Annotated in this window: 28 protein-coding genes, 1 other RNA gene and 1 riboswitch; of the genes, 15 read left to right on the top strand and 14 right to left on the bottom strand. The window is 51.6% G+C overall.

Annotated features, from left to right (window positions below; all coding sequences use genetic code 11):
- The first annotated feature begins 41 nt into the window (after window positions 1–41).
- Window positions 42–142, top strand: a riboswitch (TPP riboswitch).
- A 79-nt stretch (window positions 143–221) separates the two neighbouring features.
- From KNP77_RS07470 to KNP77_RS07455, 4 genes are read left to right on the top strand one after another with little or no spacing between them, the layout of a single operon-like run.
- Complete coding sequence (locus tag KNP77_RS07470; protein WP_214889830.1) at window positions 222–815, top strand: YkoF family thiamine/hydroxymethylpyrimidine-binding protein; 594 nt, start codon at window positions 222–224, stop codon at window positions 813–815.
- The gene (locus KNP77_RS07465) at window positions 808–1383 is read left to right on the top strand and encodes an ECF transporter S component (RefSeq protein ID WP_070327197.1); all 576 of its coding nucleotides are present in this window, start codon (window positions 808–810) and stop codon (window positions 1381–1383) included. The genes KNP77_RS07470 and KNP77_RS07465 overlap by 8 nt, the downstream gene beginning before the upstream one ends.
- Window positions 1376–2704: an ABC transporter ATP-binding protein gene (locus KNP77_RS07460; RefSeq protein ID WP_161566995.1), complete on the top strand. Its 1329-nt coding sequence runs from the start codon at window positions 1376–1378 to the stop codon at window positions 2702–2704. Before KNP77_RS07465 ends, KNP77_RS07460 begins: the two co-directional genes overlap by 8 nt.
- Window positions 2704–3441 carry an energy-coupling factor transporter transmembrane component T family protein gene (locus KNP77_RS07455; RefSeq protein ID WP_214889827.1) on the top strand — a complete coding sequence of 246 codons (738 nt, stop codon included), beginning with the start codon at window positions 2704–2706 and terminating at the stop codon, window positions 3439–3441. Before KNP77_RS07460 ends, KNP77_RS07455 begins: the two co-directional genes overlap by 1 nt.
- A gap of 13 nt (window positions 3442–3454) precedes the next feature.
- Here KNP77_RS07455 and KNP77_RS07450 read toward each other — a convergent pair whose 3' ends face one another.
- Window positions 3455–4042, bottom strand: coding sequence for a DUF1643 domain-containing protein (locus KNP77_RS07450; protein WP_131463566.1), 588 nt, complete (start codon window positions 4040–4042; stop codon window positions 3455–3457).
- Between the two features lie 33 nt (window positions 4043–4075).
- Window positions 4076–4759, bottom strand: a complete 684-nt coding sequence (locus KNP77_RS07445; RefSeq protein WP_236633385.1) for a lysozyme family protein — start codon at window positions 4757–4759, stop codon at window positions 4076–4078.
- Window positions 4760–4846: 87 nt separating this feature from the next.
- On the opposite strand from KNP77_RS07445, the gene KNP77_RS07440 reads away from it, so the two are divergent.
- Window positions 4847–5545, top strand: coding sequence for a CPBP family intramembrane glutamic endopeptidase (locus tag KNP77_RS07440; protein ID WP_131458005.1), 699 nt, complete (start codon window positions 4847–4849; stop codon window positions 5543–5545).
- On the opposite strand, the gene KNP77_RS07435 is transcribed toward KNP77_RS07440, so the two are convergent.
- The gene (locus tag KNP77_RS07435) at window positions 5523–6401 is read right to left on the bottom strand and encodes an alpha/beta hydrolase (protein ID WP_070327201.1); all 879 of its coding nucleotides are present in this window, start codon (window positions 6399–6401) and stop codon (window positions 5523–5525) included. The genes KNP77_RS07440 and KNP77_RS07435 overlap by 23 nt on opposite strands.
- A gap of 177 nt (window positions 6402–6578) precedes the next feature.
- Between KNP77_RS07435 and KNP77_RS07430 the strand changes: the two genes are divergently transcribed.
- Entirely contained in the window at window positions 6579–6992 is a 414-nt protein-coding gene (locus KNP77_RS07430) for a hypothetical protein (protein ID WP_131489707.1), read from the top strand.
- A 166-nt stretch (window positions 6993–7158) separates the two neighbouring features.
- On the opposite strand, the gene KNP77_RS07425 is transcribed toward KNP77_RS07430, so the two are convergent.
- The 5 genes from KNP77_RS07425 to KNP77_RS07405 all read right to left on the bottom strand — a co-directional run bounded on the left by KNP77_RS07425 (window position 7159) and on the right by KNP77_RS07405 (window position 11849).
- Window positions 7159–7794, bottom strand: a complete 636-nt coding sequence (locus KNP77_RS07425) for an ABC transporter ATP-binding protein (protein ID WP_131504734.1) — start codon at window positions 7792–7794, stop codon at window positions 7159–7161.
- Window positions 7791–8795 carry an ABC transporter permease gene (locus tag KNP77_RS07420; protein ID WP_131463560.1) on the bottom strand — a complete coding sequence of 335 codons (1005 nt, stop codon included), beginning with the start codon at window positions 8793–8795 and terminating at the stop codon, window positions 7791–7793. Before KNP77_RS07420 ends, KNP77_RS07425 begins: the two co-directional genes overlap by 4 nt.
- Before the next feature lie 66 nt (window positions 8796–8861).
- On the bottom strand, window positions 8862–10217 hold the full coding sequence (locus KNP77_RS07415; RefSeq protein ID WP_131507131.1) for a sensor histidine kinase: 1356 nt from the start codon (window positions 10215–10217) through the stop codon (window positions 8862–8864).
- Window positions 10214–10879 (bottom strand): response regulator transcription factor, encoded by a 666-nt coding sequence (locus tag KNP77_RS07410; RefSeq protein WP_214889825.1) that lies wholly within the window; start codon window positions 10877–10879, stop codon window positions 10214–10216. Before KNP77_RS07410 ends, KNP77_RS07415 begins: the two co-directional genes overlap by 4 nt.
- A 79-nt stretch (window positions 10880–10958) precedes the next feature.
- Entirely contained in the window at window positions 10959–11849 is an 891-nt protein-coding gene (locus tag KNP77_RS07405; protein ID WP_131489710.1) for a hypothetical protein, read from the bottom strand.
- 169 nt (window positions 11850–12018) lie between these two features.
- Here KNP77_RS07405 and KNP77_RS07400 point away from each other — a divergent pair, with 169 nt between their 5' ends.
- Window positions 12019–12426, top strand: a complete 408-nt coding sequence (locus KNP77_RS07400) for a hypothetical protein (RefSeq protein ID WP_131440802.1) — start codon at window positions 12019–12021, stop codon at window positions 12424–12426.
- Window positions 12427–12532: 106 nt separating this feature from the next.
- Window positions 12533–13987 carry a S8 family peptidase gene (locus KNP77_RS07395; RefSeq protein ID WP_236633378.1) on the top strand — a complete coding sequence of 485 codons (1455 nt, stop codon included), beginning with the start codon at window positions 12533–12535 and terminating at the stop codon, window positions 13985–13987.
- A 55-nt stretch (window positions 13988–14042) separates the two neighbouring features.
- Here KNP77_RS07395 and KNP77_RS07390 read toward each other — a convergent pair whose 3' ends face one another.
- Complete coding sequence (locus tag KNP77_RS07390) at window positions 14043–14447, bottom strand: hypothetical protein (RefSeq protein ID WP_070327210.1); 405 nt, start codon at window positions 14445–14447, stop codon at window positions 14043–14045.
- A gap of 120 nt (window positions 14448–14567) precedes the next feature.
- Here KNP77_RS07390 and rnpB point away from each other — a divergent pair.
- An RNA gene (gene rnpB / locus KNP77_RS07385) (RNase P RNA component class B) lies at window positions 14568–14935 on the top strand.
- Between the two features lie 110 nt (window positions 14936–15045).
- Window positions 15046–16212, top strand: a complete 1167-nt coding sequence (locus KNP77_RS07380) for a THUMP domain-containing class I SAM-dependent RNA methyltransferase (protein WP_214889822.1) — start codon at window positions 15046–15048, stop codon at window positions 16210–16212.
- 66 nt (window positions 16213–16278) lie between these two features.
- Here KNP77_RS07380 and KNP77_RS16140 read toward each other — a convergent pair whose 3' ends face one another.
- Window positions 16279–17415 carry a tyrosine-type recombinase/integrase gene (locus KNP77_RS16140; protein ID WP_214889820.1) on the bottom strand — a complete coding sequence of 379 codons (1137 nt, stop codon included), beginning with the start codon at window positions 17413–17415 and terminating at the stop codon, window positions 16279–16281.
- 208 nt (window positions 17416–17623) lie between these two features.
- Here KNP77_RS16140 and KNP77_RS07370 point away from each other — a divergent pair, with 208 nt between their 5' ends.
- From KNP77_RS07370 to KNP77_RS07360, 3 genes are all read left to right on the top strand, one after another.
- Window positions 17624–17971: a helix-turn-helix domain-containing protein gene (locus tag KNP77_RS07370; protein WP_214889818.1), complete on the top strand. Its 348-nt coding sequence runs from the start codon at window positions 17624–17626 to the stop codon at window positions 17969–17971.
- A gap of 22 nt (window positions 17972–17993) precedes the next feature.
- Window positions 17994–18521: an ImmA/IrrE family metallo-endopeptidase gene (locus KNP77_RS07365; RefSeq protein ID WP_214889816.1), complete on the top strand. Its 528-nt coding sequence runs from the start codon at window positions 17994–17996 to the stop codon at window positions 18519–18521.
- Between the two features lie 179 nt (window positions 18522–18700).
- Complete coding sequence (locus KNP77_RS07360; protein ID WP_214889814.1) at window positions 18701–18859, top strand: hypothetical protein; 159 nt, start codon at window positions 18701–18703, stop codon at window positions 18857–18859.
- 48 nt (window positions 18860–18907) lie between these two features.
- Here the strand turns inward: KNP77_RS07360 and KNP77_RS07355 are convergent, their stop codons facing one another.
- From KNP77_RS07355 to KNP77_RS07345, 3 genes are all read right to left on the bottom strand, one after another.
- Window positions 18908–19903 (bottom strand): SNIPE associated domain-containing protein, encoded by a 996-nt coding sequence (locus tag KNP77_RS07355; RefSeq protein ID WP_214889812.1) that lies wholly within the window; start codon window positions 19901–19903, stop codon window positions 18908–18910.
- 117 nt (window positions 19904–20020) lie between these two features.
- Window positions 20021–20269, bottom strand: a complete 249-nt coding sequence (locus KNP77_RS07350) for a hypothetical protein (RefSeq protein ID WP_214889809.1) — start codon at window positions 20267–20269, stop codon at window positions 20021–20023.
- A gap of 73 nt (window positions 20270–20342) precedes the next feature.
- Window positions 20343–20711 (bottom strand): DUF3862 domain-containing protein, encoded by a 369-nt coding sequence (locus KNP77_RS07345; protein WP_214889806.1) that lies wholly within the window; start codon window positions 20709–20711, stop codon window positions 20343–20345.
- A 374-nt stretch (window positions 20712–21085) separates the two neighbouring features.
- Here KNP77_RS07345 and KNP77_RS07340 point away from each other — a divergent pair, with 374 nt between their 5' ends.
- Entirely contained in the window at window positions 21086–21250 is a 165-nt protein-coding gene (locus tag KNP77_RS07340) for a hypothetical protein (RefSeq protein ID WP_214889804.1), read from the top strand.
- A gap of 15 nt (window positions 21251–21265) precedes the next feature.
- On the opposite strand, the gene KNP77_RS07335 is transcribed toward KNP77_RS07340, so the two are convergent.
- The gene (locus KNP77_RS07335; protein WP_214889801.1) at window positions 21266–21655 is read right to left on the bottom strand and encodes a helix-turn-helix domain-containing protein; all 390 of its coding nucleotides are present in this window, start codon (window positions 21653–21655) and stop codon (window positions 21266–21268) included.
- Window positions 21656–21812: 157 nt separating this feature from the next.
- Between KNP77_RS07335 and KNP77_RS15995 the strand changes: the two genes are divergently transcribed.
- Window positions 21813–22019 (top strand): helix-turn-helix domain-containing protein, encoded by a 207-nt coding sequence (locus KNP77_RS15995; protein WP_214889798.1) that lies wholly within the window; start codon window positions 21813–21815, stop codon window positions 22017–22019.
- Window positions 22020–22088: the final 69 nt, after the last annotated feature.

The following is a 22088-nucleotide window of genomic DNA, read 5'->3' as shown; positions in this document are numbered from 1 at the left end:
GAACGGCTATACTTTTGCTTGCATGAACAACCGCATACATTGGACTACACTAGGGGTGCTTCGGCTGAGATGTGAGCATGGCTCCAATCCCTTATAACTCGATCCAGGTAATACTGGCGTGAGGAAGTGTGGCACTTTTTCTGATGGATTGATGATTGGATAAGTGGCCGCATTCTCATGGATGCGGCTTTTTTGTGTAACCAAATAAGGGGGGAATCATCATGAATCAACAATGTGGAACGAGCCCGATCGTCGGGTTCCGCTTTACGCTAAGCCCGATGACGTCAGAGTTCATACCGGTCATCAAAGGAGCACTCAAAGAAACTGATTTAAGCAACGTCTGGAGGCACACGGACGATGTGTCGACCGTGATTCGCGGTCGGGCCGAGCACGTGTTTGACGTCGCGAAAGCAGTCTTGTCACACGCAACGAAGACAGGGACCCACGTCTCGATGAGTGGAACGTTCTCGGTGGGCTGTCCGGGTGACACGGCCGGGGACAATCTGCTCGACGTAACGACTGAACCTGTGAACGGGCGGGTAGGTGCGCAATACGTCTCTTCACAGTTCGCGCTCTACCCGCTCGGTGATGACGATTACATGGACATCATCTATGAAGAGGTCGATTTCGCGAAAGCACGGGGTGTCTTCAATGACGCGATGCATTATGCTTCAGGAATTCACGGAGACATCGAGCCGGTGTTCGCGTTTTATGAGGCGACGTTCAACCGTGTTCGCGAGAAGTCGAGCCACGTCGTCATGACGGTCACGTTCAGTGTGAACAGTCCGTCACACGAGGGACGCATCGATGCTTAACTCATGGAAGTTGAAAGAAATCGTTTTGTTGTCGATTTTATCGGTCGTCTTTGCCGTCGTCTATTTGGCGTTCGTCCATGTGGGGAACTTGTGGGCCGGCTTGATCGGGCCGATCGCCTATGAATGGATTTTTGGGATTTGGTTCATCGTCTCGATTATTACCGCCTACATCATTCGAAAGCCAGGCGCCGCCTTTTTGTCGGAAGTGCTCGCAGCGTCGATCGAGATGATGATCGGCAATGCGATCGGTCCGCGCATCATCCTCGTCGGCATCATTCAAGGACTCGGCGCCGAAGCGGCGTTCGCACTAACCGGGTATAAGCGGTATGACTTGTGGGTGCTCATGCTCGCCGGATTCGGTGCGGCAGTGACGAGTTTCGCATATACGTACGTCATGGGAGGTCTCAGTGCGCTCAGTCCGACGTACGTGGCTTTGATGTTCGCACTACGGGCGACGAGCGGGATGCTCATCGCAGGGATCGGCGGGAAGATTTTGAGCGACTTGTTGCTTCGAACGGGTGCGCTAGAAGGATATGCCGTCACCCGGCAGAGGAAGGCACATGGTTGAGACCGAGCGTCTGGCGTTTCGTTTCCCGGGAGAAGAACGCGACGTATTGACAGATATCACACTTCGTCTTAAGGACGGCAGGACGCTCATCACCGGGGCGAGCGGGTCGGGGAAGTCGACTTTGTTCGCCTTGTTCAATCGGCTCTACCCGGACAACTGTGATGGGATTGTGACGGGGCGATTGCATCTATTCGGTCGGTCCTATGCCACGTATCGGCCTGGCGAGGTGAATCGCCGCGTCGGGACGGTGTTTCAAGACCCGGACAGCCAGTTCGTCATGCAGACGGTAGAGGAAGAGCTGATTTTCACGCTCGAAAACTTTTCGGTCGCCCGAAGCGAGATGATGGACCGTGTCTCAGCGATTTTGCACGAGTTACATTTGTCCGATTATCGCCACCGCACCATCCATGATTTATCAGGGGGCGAGAAGCAGCAAATCGCCGTCGCCTGTGCCTTGATCGGATGTCCGGAATGGCTCTTACTCGACGAGCCGCTCTCACACCTCGACCCGGCGACGGCACGTCGGTTCGTTCGCTGGCTCGACAAGTCCGCACGGAACGTCAATATCGTCGTCATCGAGCATCGTCCGTACATGTGGGGCGACTTCTTTGACCGGCACCTGGAACTCGTGAACGGAAGGATCGCAGGCGATGGATCGTTCGTCGTTCAACCGGATTATACATTTACGCCGATTGAAACGACACGGGGCACAAACACATTATTTCAGATACCGAAAGTGAATCACAAAAAGTTTCAACTTGCAGCGAGCAAAATCGCAGTGGCCCCCGGGGATGTGATCGCCATCCTCGGTCGGAACGGCAGCGGCAAATCGACGTGGCTAAAAAGCCTGGCGCGGCATCACCGTGAAGTCGGGCTCGTCCCGCAATCCCCGGCGCATTTGTTTGTGACGAGTGACGTGTCGCGGGAACTAGCGTATGGACATAACCGTTCAATCGAGGACATGTTGGCACGCCTCGGGCTTGAACGTCTGCGTGACGCCCATCCACTCTCACTCAGTCACGGTCAAAAACGGAGACTCGCCATCGGGGTGATGCTTCTGTCGGGTAAACAACTGCTCGCGTTTGATGAACCGACGGCCGGTCAAGACGAGGCATCACTTCGAGCGCTCCATGCATTGATGGCTGAACGAGTCCGTGCGGGGCAGACGGTCTTGTTCGTAACGCACGATCTCAGTTTCGCCCGTGCCGCGAGCACGTATTATTTGATGAGTGACGGGAACTTGAGTGGGCCGTACGATGCGTCGATTTGGGACGACTCGGACTTATTGCGGGCCCACGGACTGTTGACGGAGGCGTTTTGATGACGTTTCACGAGATGAACCCGACAATCAAGTTCTTGACCGTGACGTGTCTCATGTTCGGTCTCGCCTTCGTGTACAACCCGTGGACTCCGCTCGTCGTCTTCTTCGGCACAATCGCCCTCCAATTCATCTTTTCCGACGTGAGCTGGAAGCGATGGGAACTGTTCATGATCCCATTTTTACTGACCGCGCTCGGGACGCTTTGGACGACGCTCGTCTTCGGCAGAGAGGCGAGCGGGCAAGTCGTGTTCTCGATCTTCGGCAATGATGTCACCGAGGAGAACGTGTTGTTGGCGGCGACACTTTCGCTTCGGGTCCTCGCCTTTACGGTCCTGTCGCTTCTGTTCACGCTGACGACGGACCCGAAGCGGTTCGTCTACAGTCTGATGCAGCAGGCGAGATTGTCTCCGAACATCGCCTATAGCGTCTTCGTCGGCTTTCGCTTTTTCCCGATTTTAAAGATCGAACTGATGCAGCTCTATGAAACGCATGCCTTACGTGGCGTGCGCCTCGACACCCGGATCGATCACGTGCGGCACATCCCGAAACTCCTAATCCCGCTTCTTGCCGGCGCTATCCGTCAAGCCGAGCGGATCGCGTTCTCGATGGAGGCTCGGGGATTTACGGGTGAACATCGTTCCACGTACGAGGTGATTCCGGTCACGCGAAACGATTTTCTGTTGGCGTCACTCTTGTTCACGCTGTTCGGAGTAAGTGTATGGATCGGCGTGCGATAAAAAACAGGACGACTCATTTCGAGTCGTCCTGTTTTGTCTCTTTCAAGATCTTAAATTTCGGTTTGATCGATTCGTTATTGAACGCTTCGAGTACCGTATTTTCATTGGCCATGCGAATTTGTTGCGGTTCGCCTTTTGACGTCGTACCGATACAATACATGCTCGCCTCGTGCTCGGCGAATAACGTCTTGTACAGTGTGGAATGGTGCATGAGGCGCCCAGGCGAACCCCAACCGACGATGATCATGCCGCCGCTCGTCTCGACCTCGTCGAGCGTCTCTTCCACGTAATGAAAGTTCACTTCGTCGAGTTGAGACTCGACGTAGGGTAGGTTGTCATTGATGGCGAGCGTCGGGACGAGACTGATGACGCGCATCTCGCGGATCGGTTTGTCCAAATGGTTCCGCATGAGCATGTAGGCGCGTTGAGTCGTCGTACCAGATAAAAATGCATCGCTCATCCGCGGAGAATAGATGATGACGGCACAAATCACCCCATCGACGACGTCGGTGAATTCATACGTTCGCATGTAACGCTTTGTCTTGTCTTCGTTAAATATCGATTTGACTCGAATCGTCACTTCCTCGATATGCGTGTTCATGTTGTTTCCTCACTTTAACCAAGTAGTGCCGGGTCATGCCCAGCCTGCGAACCAATCGAGATACCGGATCGTATACCGGGCGACCTGCTGCGTCGTCGTCGTCGCGTCACCAGGCAGTAACGACAGCTCGTCCTGATACTGCTCATAAAAGGACATGACGTCTGACACGTACTGGTCACTCCGGTTGTATTCAAAGATGGCGTTTTGAATCGAGTCGACTGAATCAGTCGTCTGCCCGCCGTGCTCGCTCAAATAGTAAGCGGCGGCATGGGCCGAGTCGACCAAACTATGAGGGTCGGCCTTGCCGTCATCATCCCCGTCTCGGCCTAAGCCGCCGTACTGCTCAATCAGCGTCAAGTCGGTCAAATCGACTTCGTCTTCCGGGACATCACCTTTTTGGTCATCCGTATCGTACTGCCAACCGAGCCACGTCCGCGGCATAAATTGGAACGGTCCGATCGCGCCGACCGAAGAGCGCATCGATGAACTGTGCGAGAAGATCGTCTCGACACGGTGGACGGCGGCGAGTAGCCGCCAATCGACGTCATAGGTGGCCGCGGCTTCCTTGTAGACGTCTTGGTGGACCGCCGGGATACCGTGGTCACCGTAATAGGCCCGGTAGAGGGCGTTGTTCACTTTATCATGTTGACCAAACCAGCCGATTGCGCCGAGGCACAGCACGATCACAAGCATTACGCCGGTCAGTCGCAGCATCATTCGTTTCAAGATTCCGCCTCCTAGCTTTCTAGACAATACCCGAATAGTGTAGCATATAGCTAACAGGAAGGACAGGAGAGGATATAGATGCTTGAACAGGTCGTCTTTACGATTATTCTTGCGTATTTATTGATCGTACAACTATTCAACGCCCGGCTCGTGAAGCCGATGATCGAGGCGCTCGGGAGAACCCGTGTCTATGAAGAGACGATCAAGTCGGCATGGGGGCTGAGCCTGCTCTTACTAGCGCTCGTCTTCTTGTTCCAAGTTCCGCCGGAAGCGGTCGGTCTCGGGTTCGCGCCGCCGGATGGGGACGGGCGCGCCTGGCAGTATTTCTTCTTTTCGACCATAGTCATCTCAGGTCTCATCGCGTTCTATTTGCTCGTCAAGACGTCGGCCGCGTTACGGACAAAGCTTCGGCCATTTTACGGGCTTGAGATTGAACGGTTGCTCCTTCCGCGCACGACCGACGAAGCGAGGGCGTGGGGCGCAGTATCGTTCACGGCCGGGGCGACCGAAGAGTTCATATTCCGCGGCGTCCTCTTGTATACGATTTCTTTATACACGGACGTCCCGGATGCGACGCTCGCCATCATCGGGGGCGGGCTGTTCGGTCTGGCCCATGCGTACCAGGGTCCGAAAGGGGTTGTCACGACGGGCCTTGTCGGTTTCCTGTTCGGCTATTTATATTTGGCGATGGGAATGTTGTGGCCGTTGATCCTCATCCATACGTTGCTCGACTTGATCGCCGGGCCGATTCACGTCACCGACGCAAAAACTGACTGACAGCGTTCTCGTAGGCAGGTTGGTCTTTTAAGATACAATTCGTATGCTCGGCGCCGTGAATGAGTGCGAGCGCGTTCTGGCGGTTGAGTGCGTTCATCTCGACGGACATCCAGGTCGGGACAAAGTCGTCTTTCGTGCCGTGGATGAACAGCACCGGTGCAGTGATTGATGCGAGCGCTACTTTCGGTCGGACTTGCCGCATCGTGAACCGGGCCCGGCTCCACAAGAAGTAATTGATGCCGGGCAACAACAAGTCACCCGGTAAGCGATGTAGCACGTTCAATTGGTGACGCATGAGTTGCCTCATGTCATCGAACGGGCACTCGGCGATCAAAAAATCCACATCAGTGAGCGGGCCGGCCTGAAGAATCGTCGCGGCGCCCATCGATACGCCGTGGAGCCCGACTTGATCGACCGTCTCATGGTCGCGTAACCACTCGACCCAGTCGACGATGTCATGTTTCTCGTGGTATCCGTACGAGGCGTACACCCCTTCCGACTCTCCGTGTGAGCGCAAGTCGACCGCAAGCAAGTTATAGCCGAGCCGGTGGAACATCGCCAAGTGCGGTGCCATAAAGCTGTGGGAGGCCGTGTAACCGTGGACAAAAACAATCCACTTTTTATGATTATTGTTCCGATAGACCCGGCCATACAGACGGTAGCCGTCACGGGAACGGAGGGAGACGTGCTCGAACGGCACGTCGTGATAAAAGGATTGATCTTCTTTCGTATAGGGTGCTAAGAGCATCTCGGGCGTCTTACGTTTTCCGCGAGTCATCCGCTTGAACGCGTAATAACTGACGGCGTAATAGCCTGTGAACAAAGTCGCGAGACCGTACTTCCATTTTTTCTGCATATAAAACCGCTCCCTTCCCCATTATTGTACCCGAAACGAATCGTTTCGTTCACGTTCGAGTTACTAATGTCCGAGCATATGTGACCGAATTGTCTATGGAAGTGTGAACAAGGATATTTGCCCCGTGAGTCGTTTGACATTATGCTGAAACGGCAGAAATGAAGGAGGCGGATGAACGTGACGCGTAAAGCGATGTATCGGATGATTCAAGCTTGTTTAATGGGGCGGACGGATTACGTGACCGAAGAGGGGATCAGCATCTATCAGCGGGGGACGCACGAGACCACACATTTGTCGCCTGTACTCGATGCGTTGATCGAATGTTACTTGACCGGGACAACTCGCAGCATTCATCTGTCGCTACATACGCTCGCGATAACCGCGGGCGTCAAACCAGATGAGGCGATGCGGGCGCTCCTGGCGTTATCCGACGTCTTCCTCGTCTCACACCATATCGAAGAGAGGCTTCTGAAGATTCAACAGATTGACATCGATGTGATGCGGACGTTATCCGTTCATATCACGTTCAGCGCCTGGTTGTCCTATCATCTTGACCTCATCCGTCATCCGGAAAGGCATCGGGTCGGTTGATGAAAACTTCAACACGCTGCCATAGATACTGAAAGAAGAGGAGCGTCATCCCCTCCGGGTCGGCGCTCCTCTTCTCATAATCAGTTAAAGATCTTCGGTCTCCCCGATCAGAAGCGGGGTGTCCCCATGCTAGCGCCCCCGATTAAGCCGGTAGTGTACGAGCATGTTAGAGCGTTTCGAGCTGACCGTCTCGTAGACGGAGCACCCGGTCGCACACATCAAGCATGCGCTCATCGTGGGTGATGACGATCACTCGTTTGTTCCGTTCATGCGCCGCTGCGGCGAGACGCTCCATAACGAGGCGGCCGTTCGTATAATCGAGACTTGCTGTCGGTTCATCAGCCAACAGGAGCAACGGGTCATTGATGAGCGCGCGGGCCACAGCGACCCGTTGCCGTTCGCCGCCGGAGAGACGATTCGGCAACTCGTTCAATCGATGGCCGAGTCCGAAATCTGTCAACAGCTGTTTCGCGTCGCCGTCTGTGTCACTTTCCGCCTGAATGAGTGCAAGTTGTTCAATGACCGTCAAATACGGGACGAGGTGGGCGTCTTGAAAGACGAACCCAATCTCATTGAGGCGTAACTTCCGTCTCGCTTCTTCGTCGAGTGTAAATACATCGACCGTATCGAGATAGAGTGTCCCGGCATCCGGCTGTTTCAATAACCCGAGAATTTGCAGGAGCGTACTCTTCCCGCTACCGCTCGGTCCGACGATCCCGATGCACTCACCAGGAGAGACGGTCAAGTCGATCCCAGACAAAATCGGTTGTTCATATGCGTGATAAATGCCAGTCAGTTTCATGTCATTCGACCTCCTAAGGCGTCAGCTGCGTCGAGCCGGCGTAGTGTTTGTAGTGGCAAGATCGTCCCAAGGAGCGAGATGAGGACGAAGAGTGCGCTAAAGAGCATCACGTTCGCAAGCTCAAATTGAAATGGAATCGCTTCTGGGACGATACGTGTCGACAGCCATGTGATCAGTGACGCGACGCCGCTCGCGAAGACGACGGTGACGAACACTTGGCTGACGAGCGCTGTGCCGATCGAACGTGTCCGAATGCCGATTGCTTTTAAAATCCCGAGCTCTGGCAACTTTTGTAGCGTCACCATATAGAAGAATGCTGTCAAGATGAATGCGCCGATTACTAATAGAAAACCGCGCATCATATCGAACGTGCCTTGTTCGGCCGAATAGCCAGGAACGGACTCGATGATTTCTTGTTTCGTGTACGCGGAGAGGGACGTGTCGCCTTCTCCAAGTAAAGCAGATACGTAAGTCGGACCACCGGCCGCCTGTTGATAGGCGGCCCATGTCTCCATCGTCGTCCAGACGACCGGGGCGTGGCTGAACCGTCCATCCGTCACGCCGGCGATGGTGAAGCGATACCCACTCGTGAAATCTTCGACCGTATCTCCAACGACAAATGTCTCAAGAAAACTCGGGTCGACGAGCACTTCCCCGACTTCGAGGTCAAGTGACGGTCCAATCGACGAATCGGCCGGCAAGGCGAAAACGGTCGCATCGACTTTCGTCTCGTTCACGAACGTGAGCGGTTTGACTGCAAGGGGTGTCAAACCGTCCGTTGGCGCTTGTTCGATGAACGATCGCGTCAATTGACCTTCCGCGTCAGCGGACAAGTGAAACGTGTCTGTATCAAGTTCACGTACGGTCGCACCGTTATCATAAGCGAGCCCATCGGCGAGTCCGGTGATCAGCGTCGTCAACAAGACGATGAGCAGCGTGATCACAAAAATGAGCGAGAACCTCCGTTTTTGACGCCACATTTCTTTCAGTCCTAACTCCATAAAAAAACCTCCTTCATGTCGATGAAGGAAGCATAGCTGACGAACATGAACGGAATATGAACAAACCTACAATCGAACGATAAAGACGCTGCCACGCCCGAGCTCTGAAGTGACGAGGAGCTCCCCGCCGTGCAAGCGGACGATGTCATTCGCGATCGCGAGCCCGAGTCCGGTGCCGCGACTCGTCCGGGACAGATCGGCTTTATAGAAGCGTTCGAACAAGCGAGCCTTTGTCGCATCGTCCATACCGACACCTTCGTCTTGGATCGAGACGGTCGGACGTGTCTCCTCGTAGGCCCGGATCGTGATCATCCCGCCCTCATGTGAGGCATGAATCGCATTGGACAACAAGTTGGACCAAACTTGCGACAACAAGACGGGGTCGCCCGTGACGACGAGCGACGCATCGAGATCCGTCGTGACGGCGACTCCTTTTTGATCGAGTTCGAACGCGTGCATGCGAATCACGTCTTCGATGGAGCGGCTAATCGAGACCTCGGTCTGGAGAGACACGTTGGCCTCATCTAGACGGGCGAGCATCAACAGCTGTTTGGTCAACCCTGACAGACGTTCCGTCTCATTCCGGATGATCGTCGCATATTCTTTCGCCTCGCCTGTCGACTGATCGGCCAGAATACTCGCGTAGCCTGTGAGCGAAGTGAGCGGTGATTGAAATTCGTGCGATACGTTCGAGACGAACCGTCGCCGTTCACCTTCTGACTTTTCGAGTGAATCGACCATGAGGGCGAAACGACGTGCGAGCGTACCGATCTCATCATGACGATTGAGCGGGAGCGAGCTCGGGCGCTCTCCGGAGGCGACAGAGCTCGTCGCAGCCGTGAGGATCTTAAGCGGCCGGACGAGCAGCGTGGTCGCCAAGGCGATCAAGATGAAGGCCGAAGCGGTCAGAACGGCGAAAAATAGTCCGACGAACAGATGAAGCTCACGAATTTGGGCACTCAAGTCCGGACGTAGGAAGACGGCATCATCCCCGTCAGCCCCTGCGACGTTGAAGCCGTACGTATTGATGACCTCGTTATCGAACAGACCGAGCAAAAACAAGTGGAACGGGTAATCGCGCATCCCTTCATAGGCGATGCCCGAGCGGACCGCATCGATCGTTTCGTCATCGATCGTCTCGTCTCGGAACGTTCCACCGTAACGCATGATGCGATCGTCAGGTTTGACGACGAACAGTTGGTAGCCGCTTTGAGCGAGCAACGAATAAAATGCGGTCTCGTCCTGATCGGTATGATTGTCAAAGTAGCCGCGCGCGGAACTTGCCATCTGTTCAGTCTTCGCGCTATACGATGGCTGCCACCACGTGTAATAGGCGACGTTACTGACGAGCAGGGCGATGGCACCCGACAAGAGTAAAATCATGAACACGGTCACGACGATTCGCGAATAGAGCGATCTCATGGCCTCACCTCGAGCGTGTAGCCGATGCCCCGGACGGTTCGGATCATGACCGTCTCATCAGGTAGGCGGCTACGGAGCCGTTTGATGTGGACGTCGATCGTCCGGTCGTCGCCGTCAAACTCTAACCCCCACACGTTCTCGATCAGCTCGTCGCGACTGAACACGCGTCCCGGAAAGGCAGCGAGCTGGTACAACAGCTCAAATTCGCGTTTTGGCAGGTGAATCGTCTCTTGATTGAAGGTGAGGCGATATTCCCGGAGATTTAACGTGAGCGGCCCGGCCTTGATCAATGAGGCGGCGACTTTTTCATACCGTTTGGCCACGGCTTGAAGCCGGAATAATAGTTCTTCCGGAATGAACGGTTTTGTCATGTAGTCATCGGCGCCATGCTCGAACCCGCTCCGTTTGTCTTCCCATTCCCCGAGCGCCGTCAGCAAAATGACGGGGATGTCCACGAGCTCCTTCAAGCGATGACACAACTGTCGCCCGTCCATCCCGGGCAACATGATGTCGATGACGGCGGCGTCGGCCGGGTTCGATAAAAACAATTGCTCGGCCGCGTGTCCGTCCATGGCGACCGACACGTGATGTCCGGCCTGCCGCAGCGTCCCTTCAATGAGGCGCAAGATGGCCGGGTCGTCTTCTACGATCAATACGTGCATATCCCTCTTCCTTTCCATATGGCGACCACGGTGAAAACAGGTGACCTCGGGTAATCCGAAGCCACCTGTCAAGACACGGTCACGTCGGTTTCGTCAACTCGGCGTGAAGTGATCGCAGCGCCCGTAAAAAGGCGTCTTTAAAGTATTTGTCTTCTTTGACTTCGAGCGTCTCGACGGCGGCCGCGTCACCGGCGCTTGCTTTGACGAGCAAGTTGACGACCGTATTCCAGCGTTTCACATGTTCAGGTCGAGGATGGTTCAACGCTTGGGTCAGTGTGAACCAATACGGCTGGTCGCGTCGTTGTAGCGTGGCGATCATTTGTTTGGCCGTCTTCGCTTCGTCTTCGGTCGGCAGGGTGGCCGTATCGAACCAGCCGAGCAGTCCCGCGCTCATCGCCTCGAACTGGACCAACATGTCGGCGTCAATCGGTTCGCGCCCGAACTCGGAAATATTGACGAAAACGAGCCGGTCTTTGCGGTCGAGATGGGTGATCCAGCCTTTGACGGATTTAAGCTTGTCTTTTTCTTTCGACTGGGCTTTGATCGTGTACCCGTTCAATTTCCCGATATAGATGCGGAATTGCCCGCGGTCGAGTTGTTTGTCGACTTTGAATTCGACATCTTGTCCGATCGTGAACGGCGAGTTTTGCTTGTTTAACGTCTCCCCTTTCTTCAATTCCGGACGTCTGACGATATAACGGAGCGCTTCCTGCTCGGTCCGGTCGTCGAGCGTCCATAGGTTATGAGGCGTAACATTTTTAAAGCGATGGCGGCGTACGAAAATGTACTGGTCGAGCGCCTCGACGGCGTCCGCGGCAGGACGTTTTCCGGACAAGTAGTCGTCTGCGATGTCGCGAAGTGTCAGCGATTCGAGCCGGTCGATATGTCCGGCGTAAGGGACGCTACCGACGACAAACAGGGCGGTGGCGATCAATTCGCTTTCACGAGGGGTCAAAGGGCGTTTGGCCATAGTGCACTTCCTCTCTTGATTCATATCCTTAGTATAACAAAAACAGATTTCATCATGTTGTGCGAATCGAGCCGTTGGAAAATTTGTACAGGTATACAGGATTTCGGCATTTTATTCCGAATAGTTGTTAACATAGACGGATCAGTGGAGATTGAGATGAGGTGAAGAGATGAAGCTGTCGATTGAGTCTGGGGATTATGTCGTGTTGATCGAGATCAATAAAGAAGTGTTGAAATGTACGTCGCTTGAACAAGCTGATTATGCGGACCGGGATCGCTATGAATTGGTCGGACGGATGAGTGAACGGCTCCCGGCTGAAGTGATCGTCCCTTCGATCATCGACTATATCCGCTTTGGAAGTGGCTATATCGGTGACAATATCGTCTGGAATAAAGAGACGGAGTCATTCTTCTGTCAACAGTTCGAAACGATTGACGGTTCGCCGCTCGGTGAAGATTTAGAAGGTTTTACACCGGACCCTTACCGGACGGAGTTGGCCCGGTATTATACGTACTTGACGATCGGTAAAATTATCGATTTTGAGATGGAACATCCTGATGAGCCGGACTACTGGTAAACCGTCAGAAAAATGTCACAACCTTTTTTTAAGAAAAAAGGGAAATCCGTCGTGAAATTTGAGATGATGGGTAAATCTTAGGAAGTTTGGAATGGAGCGTAAGGCGATGAAAAAAATTCTTCTACTGACGGCTTTGACGTTACTCGTGCCTTCGACTGCCGGGGCGTCTAAGCCGGTGTTGTTAGAGAAGCATGGGTACGTTGTGACAGAGCCGCGGGTCGGGAACCAATATTACATCAAGCAGACCGGTACCGATTTAGCGTGGAACACGACCCGTGGGGCGTCAGACATTGTCGTCGCCTTGATCGATTCATCTGCAGACCGGAGCCATAAAGAGCTCTATAACGTACCACGAGTCGTCAATTCGATTAAAGGGCCATACAGTGTCGACTATCACGGCACGCACACGGCCGGAATCATGTCGGGACTGCACAATAAATTTGGGATGGCCGGTCTCGCACCGAACGTCCGCTATCATTTCTATAACGTCTTCTACGGGAAGAACTCAGAGTTCACGGATTCGTGGACGGTCGCCAAAGCCGTCGACACGGCCGTTGCCAAAGGTGCGAACATCATCAATTTGTCACTCGGGGGACAGGATTACGATAAAGTGCTCGCCGACTCGATCCGCCGGGCCCGGGCGAAAGGTGTCGTCATCGTCGCCTCGTCTGGAAATGACGGCGCGAAGACTTCTTTCCCCGCCAATATGAAAGAAGTCATCGCCGTCGGAGCGGTCGATGCGAATCGCCGTGTCGCCTCGTTTAGCAACATGGATAGCCAAGTGAAAATCGTCGCACCGGGCGTGAACATTTTATCGCTCGGCGTCAAGAACAGTTTTATCTACATGGATGGGACATCGATGGCGGCGCCGATGGTCTCGTCTGGGCTTGCGCTCGTCAAGTCGGTCAATCCGTATTTGACACCGGCTGAGATCGAAGGACTGCTTCAAAAAATGCCTCGCGTCAGCGGGAAGACGTACACCGAACTGAACACGAAGCGGTTGCTTGACGCGACGCCGCGTCCGGTCACGATCACGTCACCAGCGACGCTACGGAACCGTTATGTGACGGAGGCGAAGCTGGCTCTTTCGAACAAACCGAACTTGAAGACGTCTTATTACCTCTATCAGGGAACGCGCAAAGTGAAGACGTTGACCGCAAACAATCCGGCTTTTACCATGTTCGCCGGTGGGGACTGGCTCCCGAGCGGGCAGTACCGTCTAACCGCGGTCGTGACGGACGGGAAATTTAAACGTTCAGCCAGTCGTTCATTCACGTACGTGAACCCGGTCAAACCGTCCGTGGCGATCAAAGTGGCCGATGCGCAGACGTTCGAACTGACGACGACGCGCAAAGGGACCGTCACCGTGCTCGATAAAGACAATCAAGTCGTCTATGAGGCACTGCATATACCGGGAACGTTTCCGGTCCGTAAAAGTACCGCCGAAGGCCTTACCGTCCTCTTGAAACCGACCGACATCTCCGAAAAAGTCGTCTCGACGAAGTATGCCCCGGCATTACCTGTCGTCGAAGAAACGACGGACACGACTGAAGCGATATAAAAAAACGCCCGCATCTCCGACAGACGAGTCGAAAGATGCGGGCGTTTTTAATTCGTTAATCGATTGTGATAGCTTCACCGCTCCAGCGGATATTCGCTTCTAAGACGTTGCCGTTGTCGTCGATGTGTTCAAAACTTAGCTTCCCGTCGATGATGATTTCACATAGACCGACGCGAACGGCGTCGCTCCAAACGCGTCGCGTCTGTTTCGACGCGTCGAATAAAGGAATCGATTCAGGAAAACGTTCCTGTAAATGGGCCAAGTTATGGTGATCGAAGTGATAAGCGCGTTTAGACAATTCATTCGGTCCTTTAATGTCAAACGGCTCAAATCCTCGGACGAGTCGATTTTTACGGTAGAAGGCGAATACGCCGTTGTTCGGGTGGAGCGCTTTAATGTCATCGATCTCGATCACATAGGTCAGTCGTTGGATCCAACCTTTCTTTGCATCTTGACGCATCAAAATCCCTCCTTGTTCAATGGAACACGCCTTATTTTAGCGCTGACGCCAATGAAAATCAAGTTCGGTTTCTTAGTTGTCATATTTGGCAATATCCGCTACAATGATTAAGTGACTATGAAGTCTGGACAATCGCGGGACGCAAGTCTTGAGGAAAGTCCATGCTCGCACAGCCTGTGATGGCTGTAGTGATCGTGCTACACGAAAAGATAAGTGTAGGCAACGCAAGTTGACGGCAGAAGAAGCACCTAAGTCTTCGGATACGGTGCAAGCTTCTTGAAAGTGCCACAGTGACGGAGTCTGTTCGGAAACGTTCAGAGTGGAACGAGGTAAACCCCACGAGCGAGAAACCCAAACTATGGTAGGGGAACTTCCTGACTGGAATCGAACGGGACGGAAGGCGCCAAGCGGCGCAGATAGATGATTGTCACTCCATCGTGCCAGGGAAACCGCTACGAGCACCGGAGTACAGAACATGGCTTACAGGGCAGCATAGTCTCAACTTACATTGACAAGGAGTTCAAGCAATCTTACTTGAGCTCCTTTTTACTTGACCATTTTACGCTTAACAATTACGAATTAGGAAAGTAGGGATCATATGGCAAAACGAAAACTGATCGCAACTGCAGCGATGGGCATCGAAGCGCTCGTCGCTAAAGAAGTACGTGACCTCGGTTACACGTGTGAAATCGAGAATGGACGCGTCTACATCGACGCCGAGATGGAGGATATTCCCCGTTTGAACATTTGGCTCAGAACGGCCGACCGCGTCAAACTCGTCGTCGCCGAGTTCAAGGCGACGACGTTCACGGAACTATTCGACGGTGTCGTCGACTTGCCTTGGACGGAGCTGATGCCGTGGGACGCCCGTTTCACCGTCGACGGACGTTCGGTCAAGTCGCAACTGTTCTCGATCCGCGACTGCCAAAAAATCACCGAGAAAGCGATCGTCGATGCGATGCAACGCGGATACAACAAACCGGATGAATGGCTTCCGAAGACGGGTGCGATCTATCCAATTGAAGTTGCGCTCTTGAAAGACGTGGCGACGATCACGATCGACACGTCGGGTGACGCGCTCCATCGTCGCGGCTACCGCGAGCTTCATTCGCAGGCACCGCTCAAAGAGACGATGGCCGCAGCGATGATCAAGCTGACGAACTGGAAGCCGGACATGCCGTTCTATGACGTGTTCACAGGCTCTGGTACGCTCGCGATCGAGGCCGCACTCATCGGTCGCAATATCGCACCGGGATTAAACCGTGAATTCTGTTCGCAAGATTGGCCATGTGTACCGAAGAAAGCTTGGTACGAGGCAATCAATGAAGCGAACGAAAAAGCTGAGTGGGACAAGCCGCTCAAGATTTACGGCATCGACCTCGACCCGCGCATGGTCAAACTCGCCAAAGACAACGCCGACCTCGCCGACGTCCGTGACGCGATCACGTTCGTCCACACCGATGCGGCGGCGCTCAAGCCGACCGAGGATTACGGGATCATCATCGGCAACCCGCCTTACGGTGAGCGGTTGCAGACGGAAGACGAAATCATCGAGCTGTACGAGCGGATTGGGCAGCAATATGCCAAATATCCGGGTTATAGCGTCTATATGTTGACGAGTTACGAGGACTTCGAGAAAGCCTACGGCCGCCCGGCGACGAAGCGTCGTAAGCTGTATAACGGCAATATCGAGACGCAGTACTACCAGTATTATGGTTTACGTCCGAAAAGACGCTCAACAGAGCCGTTTGCAGAGGGTAAGTAATCACCCATTGCACACTAATTGCACACTTTTTATTTTTTTCTGCCGCAAACACACGAAAACCGCTCCCTAGAGCGGTTTTTTTACGTCCTCAATCATGTTGGAAAAGAGCTCTGCAGTATCTCCCTGAGTAGTGTGCAATACGTGAGCGTAGATATCCATCGTCGTCTTGGCATCGGCGTGCCCCAAACGTTCTTGGATGACCTTCGCATGGACACCGGCCTTGATAAGCAGCGTCGCATGGGTATGTCTTAACTCACGCATCGTGATCTCAGGAATCTCGGCCGTTTTGACGGTCAGGTTATGACGTCGTCGCAACCCCGAGTACCAGACATAGGCGCCCTTGATGCCGAGGCAGACAAGGTCCTCATCGTTGCGCCATCCGAACTTGACCATGTCATACTTCTGACGAAGCCGGGACTTCTCGAGGAAGCGGATCAACTGGTCGGGGATGGTGACGACCCGCACCTTCTTCCCCTTGGTCTGCTCGAACGAATAGCCGCCCTTCGTCTCGATGGCGGTACGGGCGATCGTGATCTGTTTGCGATCGAAGTCGATGTCGGACCAACGGAGGGACGTCGCCTCGCGGGCACGCATGCCGGTATAGGCGATCAGGTGGACCGCTGTACGATAACCGTTCGCCATCGTCTCATCCGCTGTCTCGAGGTAACGTCTCAGCTCATCTGGCGTGAGCGTCTTGTATTCCTTCAATCCCTCCGACAGCTTCTCGACGGCAGCCATCGGGTTGTCGCCCTTGTAATAGTCCAGACGGCGGGCCCAGGAGAAGAAGCCGACATAGACGCTCCGGCGAATGTTGACGGTGTTCGGCTGTAGGCCGGCGTCGAGGTATTCACGGAGCAGGCGGAGGCAGTGTTGCGGTTTCACGTTGTCCATGTTCAGACGTTTGAACCAGCCCGGCACGTTCTCGACGAAGCTGGTGTACGAGTGGTACGTCGTCTTGGCCATCGTCGTCTTGATGTAAAACTCGAGCCAGTCATCGAGCACCTCGCCGACACTTCCTTTCGGACGTACCTTGACGAACTCACCTTCCTTCTGAGCCCGGATCTGGTCGGCGACCCAATACTCGACGGTCTTCTTTCGCTCGTCGGAGAAATAGCGCTGCACGCGCTTACCTTCCTCATTGAAACCGAGGGAGAGCCGCACCTCCCATTTACCGGTCTTCTCGTTCTTTTTGATGTTCGCCACACGGTTCACTCCTCTCGTTGTAATATTATGCGAAAATGAATGATTAATGTAGTTTAGAAGGAATAAAATTAAAAATATGATTTTAATTCAACAAAATAGTTGAATTGTTGATATTAATTGTGTATATTAGGATTAAGAAGTATCTCACGACGCCTACAAATCAAAAATGTATTTATTTAAATTCGGTTAACTATAAGGAGGTAACGTTGTGCTTACTCCATTCGGAAAGTTTTGTCGCAAGCTTCGTATTGATCGCAATGAAATCTTGAAAGACATGGCTTCCAAACTTAATGTCACCGTTTCATATCTATCGGCGGTCGAGAACGGAAAAAGAAGTGTCCCAGGAGAATGGGAGACTATCATTTCGAAAGAGTACGATTTGAATCCCGAGCAAAGTTGGGAACTTCAAGAGGCGATTATTGAATCCGAGAAGATGATCATCTTCGCGCTTGAACATACCGGCGAAAACAGTCAAAAGCTCTTAAAAGCATTGGCTAGAAAATCGGGGGACATCTCCGAAGAGCAATTAAAAATGATGTTCGACATCTTAGAATAAGTCATCAACGTTGGAGGTAATGATGAGTCACTCACACTATAAAACAAAGCCAAGATCCAGAAAAGACCTCAGAATGTTTGCGTATATCCTCAGACAAGCACTTGGATATAGTGACTTAGCACGGTTGGATATTGTCCGCGTGCTTGAGCATGACTTGGTTAAAGTTTTTGGAGATGATTTTGAGTATGAAGTGGTTGAGGTGGACGAGATGGAGGAGTATGCTATCTGTCTGCCCGACCTTTGCAAAATTATCATTCGGGAAGACGTGTATGTTGAAGCTGCTAAAGGATACGTAAGGCATCGCTTTACGATAGCGCATGAAATCGGTCATCTTTTTTTACATCATGATGTAAAAAAATTGGCCAGGATTGGCGGGAAACTACCGGATTTAAAAGTGTTTGAAAACCCCGAATGGCAAGCCAATGAATTTGCTGGAGAGTTTTTGGCTCCTAGCCATCTCATCGGTAATTTATCAGTGGAAGAAATCGCAACAACATTTAACGTTTCGAAGCAAGTGGCCATCAAGCGATATAACAACGTTCGAAAGTGAGGGAGAAAAATGGGTAAAAAAAATAGCCCTTGTAGAGGGCCGACGAACTAAGATACATCATTTTGTTTGCTGCATCATGTTCAATGTACATAACTTCCCGGTTGCTGTACTTAAATATGATAACAAAATAATCGGCCCTTCTACAAGATAAATCTTGTTACAGAAGGGAAATGATATTTATGACAAAATTAGTTTATAGTGAAAAGTTCGGTTGCTACGGGGTATTCCGTGCCTGGAGAATTGACCCTCGCACCCAACAAAAGATTTATGCGAAGACATACGGCAAGAGAGCGTGGTTCATTCCGGTGAGCGAGCTCGAGCCCGAGTCTGACGAGTAAGAGTAAAAAACGTCCACCCTCTATGCAGCAAGAGGGTTGGACGTTTTTTTAATTTGATACTGCAGCCTCGCTCTCTGACAAAATTTGAAGCGTTCTATTATATTCCTCGGCTTGCGCCAACTTCGTGATCTCAAGCGTCTGGTCGAATTCCTGCTTAATGACGTCGGCGACCTCATCGATGTTGACCTTGAAGAACTCCTTGCGGAAGTTGACCTGGTTCACGCGACGGTCGGCGAAACGTTTGTGCAGCTTGTTCTCGAGGTTAGGTGCATCCTCTGAGAAAATCATGGCATGGATGTCGAACGTGAACGGAACCGATGCGCTCCCGAGCTCACGGATACGGTCGAACGGCTCGAGACGACGCGTCATGCCAATCTTGTAGACATGTTCCCCGAATGACCCGATATTCGAGATGACATAGACATAACCGGCACGCGTGTTGCGCTCACGGTTCTCGATGTCGCCTTTAATCTCCTCGACTTCTTTTAGCTTGGCCTCGAGCTCAGCGATCTTCGCTTCGAGTGCCGTGCGTTCGGACTCGCTCGCGTTCTCGATTTTGGTGCGTGCAGCGAGTAGGGCGGCTTTGAAGTGAGTTTCTTCTTTCTCGACCTTCTTCCGAGCTTCCTCGATTTCTTTCAAGACACGAGCCTCTTCACGCATCTGCTCTTTGATGGCCTGCTGCTCTTCCTTCTCTTCCTGCTTCTTCACGCGGTACTTATGCATGATTTGAAGTTCTTGAAGTTTTAGTCTGAGGTACTCGTCCGTCATGAAGACAGACTGCATATCGGTTAGCGAGTTCAATTGCTTGAAGCTCTTCGCAATCTTGTCGATCGACCGATCGTGGTTCGTATGCTTCACGCCGGCGATGATGACGTCGCACTCGTTATTGAACGCCCGTAAAATCAGCTTGATCGTGTCGTTCACGAACTCTTTGCCTTTCTTCTTGTCCCCGTCTACCGTATAACCGGCCGGATGTGTCGTCGCCCGTTTCTCCTTGATCAATTCCTTCTGCTTCGAGCGCACCGCGTCCAGCTTCGCCTTCAATATCTCGGACGTGTCGTCGTCCGTCAGGTAGCGAGGCGGGGAGAAGAGGCCGTGCTCGAGTGCGGACAATCGCCCTTCATAAGCATTGATGCTCAGACCGAGCTGATCACGTGTGCGTTATAGTGTCTCGACTTCCTTTTCAAGTGACGCACGTTCTTTCTCGATGCTTTTCTTGAACATGTCCAGTTCAGCGCGGAGCTGCTCTTGTTTAACCTCGTTATGTTTCTCGATGTTTTCGATTTCTTTCTTGAGGTCGATATAACGTACCTCTTCCTTTGTCAGCTCAATCCGTTCAATCTCTTTCGTCAAACGCTCGACTTCCTCCCGGTTCTGCCGGGCGTTCATGATATCTTGCCACCAACCCATGATTGCATCTCCCTTTCAGTGAAGTGAATATAAAAAATAGAAGGGTGTCAATTCAACCCTTCTAGTAAATTACTTATTCAGCAACGCCAGTTTGTGTCTTCGAATCGACAGCGCCGTTCGTGAATGTGACGAGGATGTTGGCACCTAGGTCGCCGCGTGCATCATAAGACACCATTTCCATCTTGAGACCGTCTGACTCTGACACCGTGTTGTCTGTCGGCTCGCCGAGGATCGCGTTGACTTCTTCGATTGTCATGCCAGTCTCGACTTGCTCGTATTCCGCGAGACCTGGCTTCGACTCGTCAGTCTTCGCTTCTTCAGTCGTCTTCGTCATCTCTTTGTCGACCTCGTTGATGAAAGCACCTGTGCAAGCAACGGCGCCGATGCCGAGTAGTGTCACCGCGATCAAGATCCCGATCACAATTTTAAAAATCGTCTTCATACTGGTAAAACCTCCTAAAAATTATACCAATTAAAATACTGTTTACCCTTATATATACATAAATTTCAATTGAGAATCGTTCGACAAAAATATGCTATTTTTGGGACTTTGTCGAACATCTCAGATTGTCTCAATGAGGAAAATGGTTGAAAATATTTTGTGTTGGGCTCATACTGAGTACATAAACAGGAACAAGCGTTCTTAATTTGGACGGCCATGACGAATATTGAATTATAAAAGTATTTTTCTGTTGACGTTTCAATACTTTTGTTTTATGATATAAAGTTATTTTTTCTTGACTAGGTCTTTCGATGGTGGTATCTTTGCAAGGAAAATAAATACATGAACGGTCGTTCGTAGATGGAGGGGTTTCTTTGGCTGACAACAATGGCATGAGTTGTTATTTGAGCACGAAAACTGGACTCGTTAAACTGGTGGGCAAGAAAGATATCGAACTTGGAAAGATCATCTTCTATCGGCTCGATGAGATTCCCCAAAAAGACGCATTGGAAAATAAAGATAAAACATTAAAGCGATGACGCCTGTTGATGGCATCATCGCTTTTTCTTTTCTGATTCAATTTGGTAATTAACGAAATCAATGATGGAATCAATTTTTTCCTTGCTAAGGTTCTTTAGTTCGTCATTCGAAAAATGAAGGCCGATAATATCCTCTTCTTCCGATCTCTTATTGATATATTCCTCAAGCGTCATGTCTGGATCATCGATTCTACCGAGTAAATAATCTACTGAGCAATTAAAATAATTCGCCAACCTAACGAGCATGTTAGCGTCGGGTTGCCTAGCTCCAGTTTCAAAACGAGAAAGTGTAGCTTTTGTTATACCGAGTTCGTCAGCAATATCCTGCTGCAGTAAATCTCTCTTATTACGCAAAGCCTTTAATCTATCACCTCGAAAAACATTATCCAACATCATCATCTCCATATATATTCTCCTCTCAATTCTATCACTTTTACCAAAATGGAAAAGCAAAAAAATAAAATTACCAAAAAGGAAACAAAGTGTTGACAATTACCGGAAAGGAAATTAATATTAAGTCATAAGTTACCTAAGTGGTAATAAAAACAGGAGGTGAACAGATGTGAGCGAAACAAAAATTAATTTATCAAAACTCCGATTAGCTCGCGAAGAAGCCAATTTAACACTTGTAGAAGTCGCTCAACAGACAGGCTTCAAAGCAGCTGCGACAATTTCTCGTTTTGAAACTGGATCGAGAGGAGTTAAAGCGGAGTATTTAATGATGTTGTCAAAATTGTACAAAAAACCAATCGATTATTTTTTTGATTAAGGATTACCATTTAGGAAACAACGTTTATCAATTAAATATACCCGTTTTAAAGATGAATCAGACAGGAGT

Source organism: Exiguobacterium sp. s142 (genome assembly GCF_018618455.1).
Classification (GTDB): domain Bacteria; phylum Bacillota; class Bacilli; order Exiguobacteriales; family Exiguobacteriaceae; genus Exiguobacterium; species Exiguobacterium aurantiacum_A.
Note: the sequence above shows the minus strand (reverse complement) of the source record. Positions and strands in the feature narration are given on the sequence as shown.

Coding starts and splice junctions, on each gene's coding strand:
- KNP77_RS07425 (WP_131504734.1), bottom strand. CDS start 7,794: ATGAAACTGACTGGCATTTATCACGCATATGAACAACCGATTTTGTCT.
- KNP77_RS07465 (WP_070327197.1), top strand. CDS start 808: ATGCTTAACTCATGGAAGTTGAAAGAAATCGTTTTGTTGTCGATTTTA.
- KNP77_RS07350 (WP_214889809.1), bottom strand. CDS start 20,269: ATGGGTTGGTGGCAAGATATCATGAACGCCCGGCAGAACCGGGAGGAA.
- KNP77_RS07460 (WP_161566995.1), top strand. CDS start 1,376: ATGGTTGAGACCGAGCGTCTGGCGTTTCGTTTCCCGGGAGAAGAACGC.
- KNP77_RS07400 (WP_131440802.1), top strand. CDS start 12,019: ATGAAGCTGTCGATTGAGTCTGGGGATTATGTCGTGTTGATCGAGATC.
- KNP77_RS07435 (WP_070327201.1), bottom strand. CDS start 6,401: ATGCAGAAAAAATGGAAGTACGGTCTCGCGACTTTGTTCACAGGCTAT.
- KNP77_RS07445 (WP_236633385.1), bottom strand. CDS start 4,759: ATGATGCTGCGACTGACCGGCGTAATGCTTGTGATCGTGCTGTGCCTC.
- KNP77_RS07365 (WP_214889816.1), top strand. CDS start 17,994: ATGAGTCACTCACACTATAAAACAAAGCCAAGATCCAGAAAAGACCTC.
- KNP77_RS07380 (WP_214889822.1), top strand. CDS start 15,046: ATGGCAAAACGAAAACTGATCGCAACTGCAGCGATGGGCATCGAAGCG.
- KNP77_RS07395 (WP_236633378.1), top strand. CDS start 12,533: ATGAAAAAAATTCTTCTACTGACGGCTTTGACGTTACTCGTGCCTTCG.
- KNP77_RS07360 (WP_214889814.1), top strand. CDS start 18,701: ATGACAAAATTAGTTTATAGTGAAAAGTTCGGTTGCTACGGGGTATTC.
- KNP77_RS07415 (WP_131507131.1), bottom strand. CDS start 10,217: ATGAGATCGCTCTATTCGCGAATCGTCGTGACCGTGTTCATGATTTTA.
- KNP77_RS07440 (WP_131458005.1), top strand. CDS start 4,847: ATGCTTGAACAGGTCGTCTTTACGATTATTCTTGCGTATTTATTGATC.
- KNP77_RS07335 (WP_214889801.1), bottom strand. CDS start 21,655: ATGGAGATGATGATGTTGGATAATGTTTTTCGAGGTGATAGATTAAAG.
- KNP77_RS07420 (WP_131463560.1), bottom strand. CDS start 8,795: ATGGAGTTAGGACTGAAAGAAATGTGGCGTCAAAAACGGAGGTTCTCG.
- KNP77_RS07405 (WP_131489710.1), bottom strand. CDS start 11,849: ATGGCCAAACGCCCTTTGACCCCTCGTGAAAGCGAATTGATCGCCACC.
- KNP77_RS07455 (WP_214889827.1), top strand. CDS start 2,704: ATGACGTTTCACGAGATGAACCCGACAATCAAGTTCTTGACCGTGACG.
- KNP77_RS07390 (WP_070327210.1), bottom strand. CDS start 14,447: ATGCGTCAAGATGCAAAGAAAGGTTGGATCCAACGACTGACCTATGTG.
- KNP77_RS07345 (WP_214889806.1), bottom strand. CDS start 20,711: ATGAAGACGATTTTTAAAATTGTGATCGGGATCTTGATCGCGGTGACA.
- KNP77_RS07450 (WP_131463566.1), bottom strand. CDS start 4,042: ATGAACACGCATATCGAGGAAGTGACGATTCGAGTCAAATCGATATTT.
- KNP77_RS07470 (WP_214889830.1), top strand. CDS start 222: ATGAATCAACAATGTGGAACGAGCCCGATCGTCGGGTTCCGCTTTACG.
- KNP77_RS07410 (WP_214889825.1), bottom strand. CDS start 10,879: ATGCACGTATTGATCGTAGAAGACGACCCGGCCATCTTGCGCCTCATT.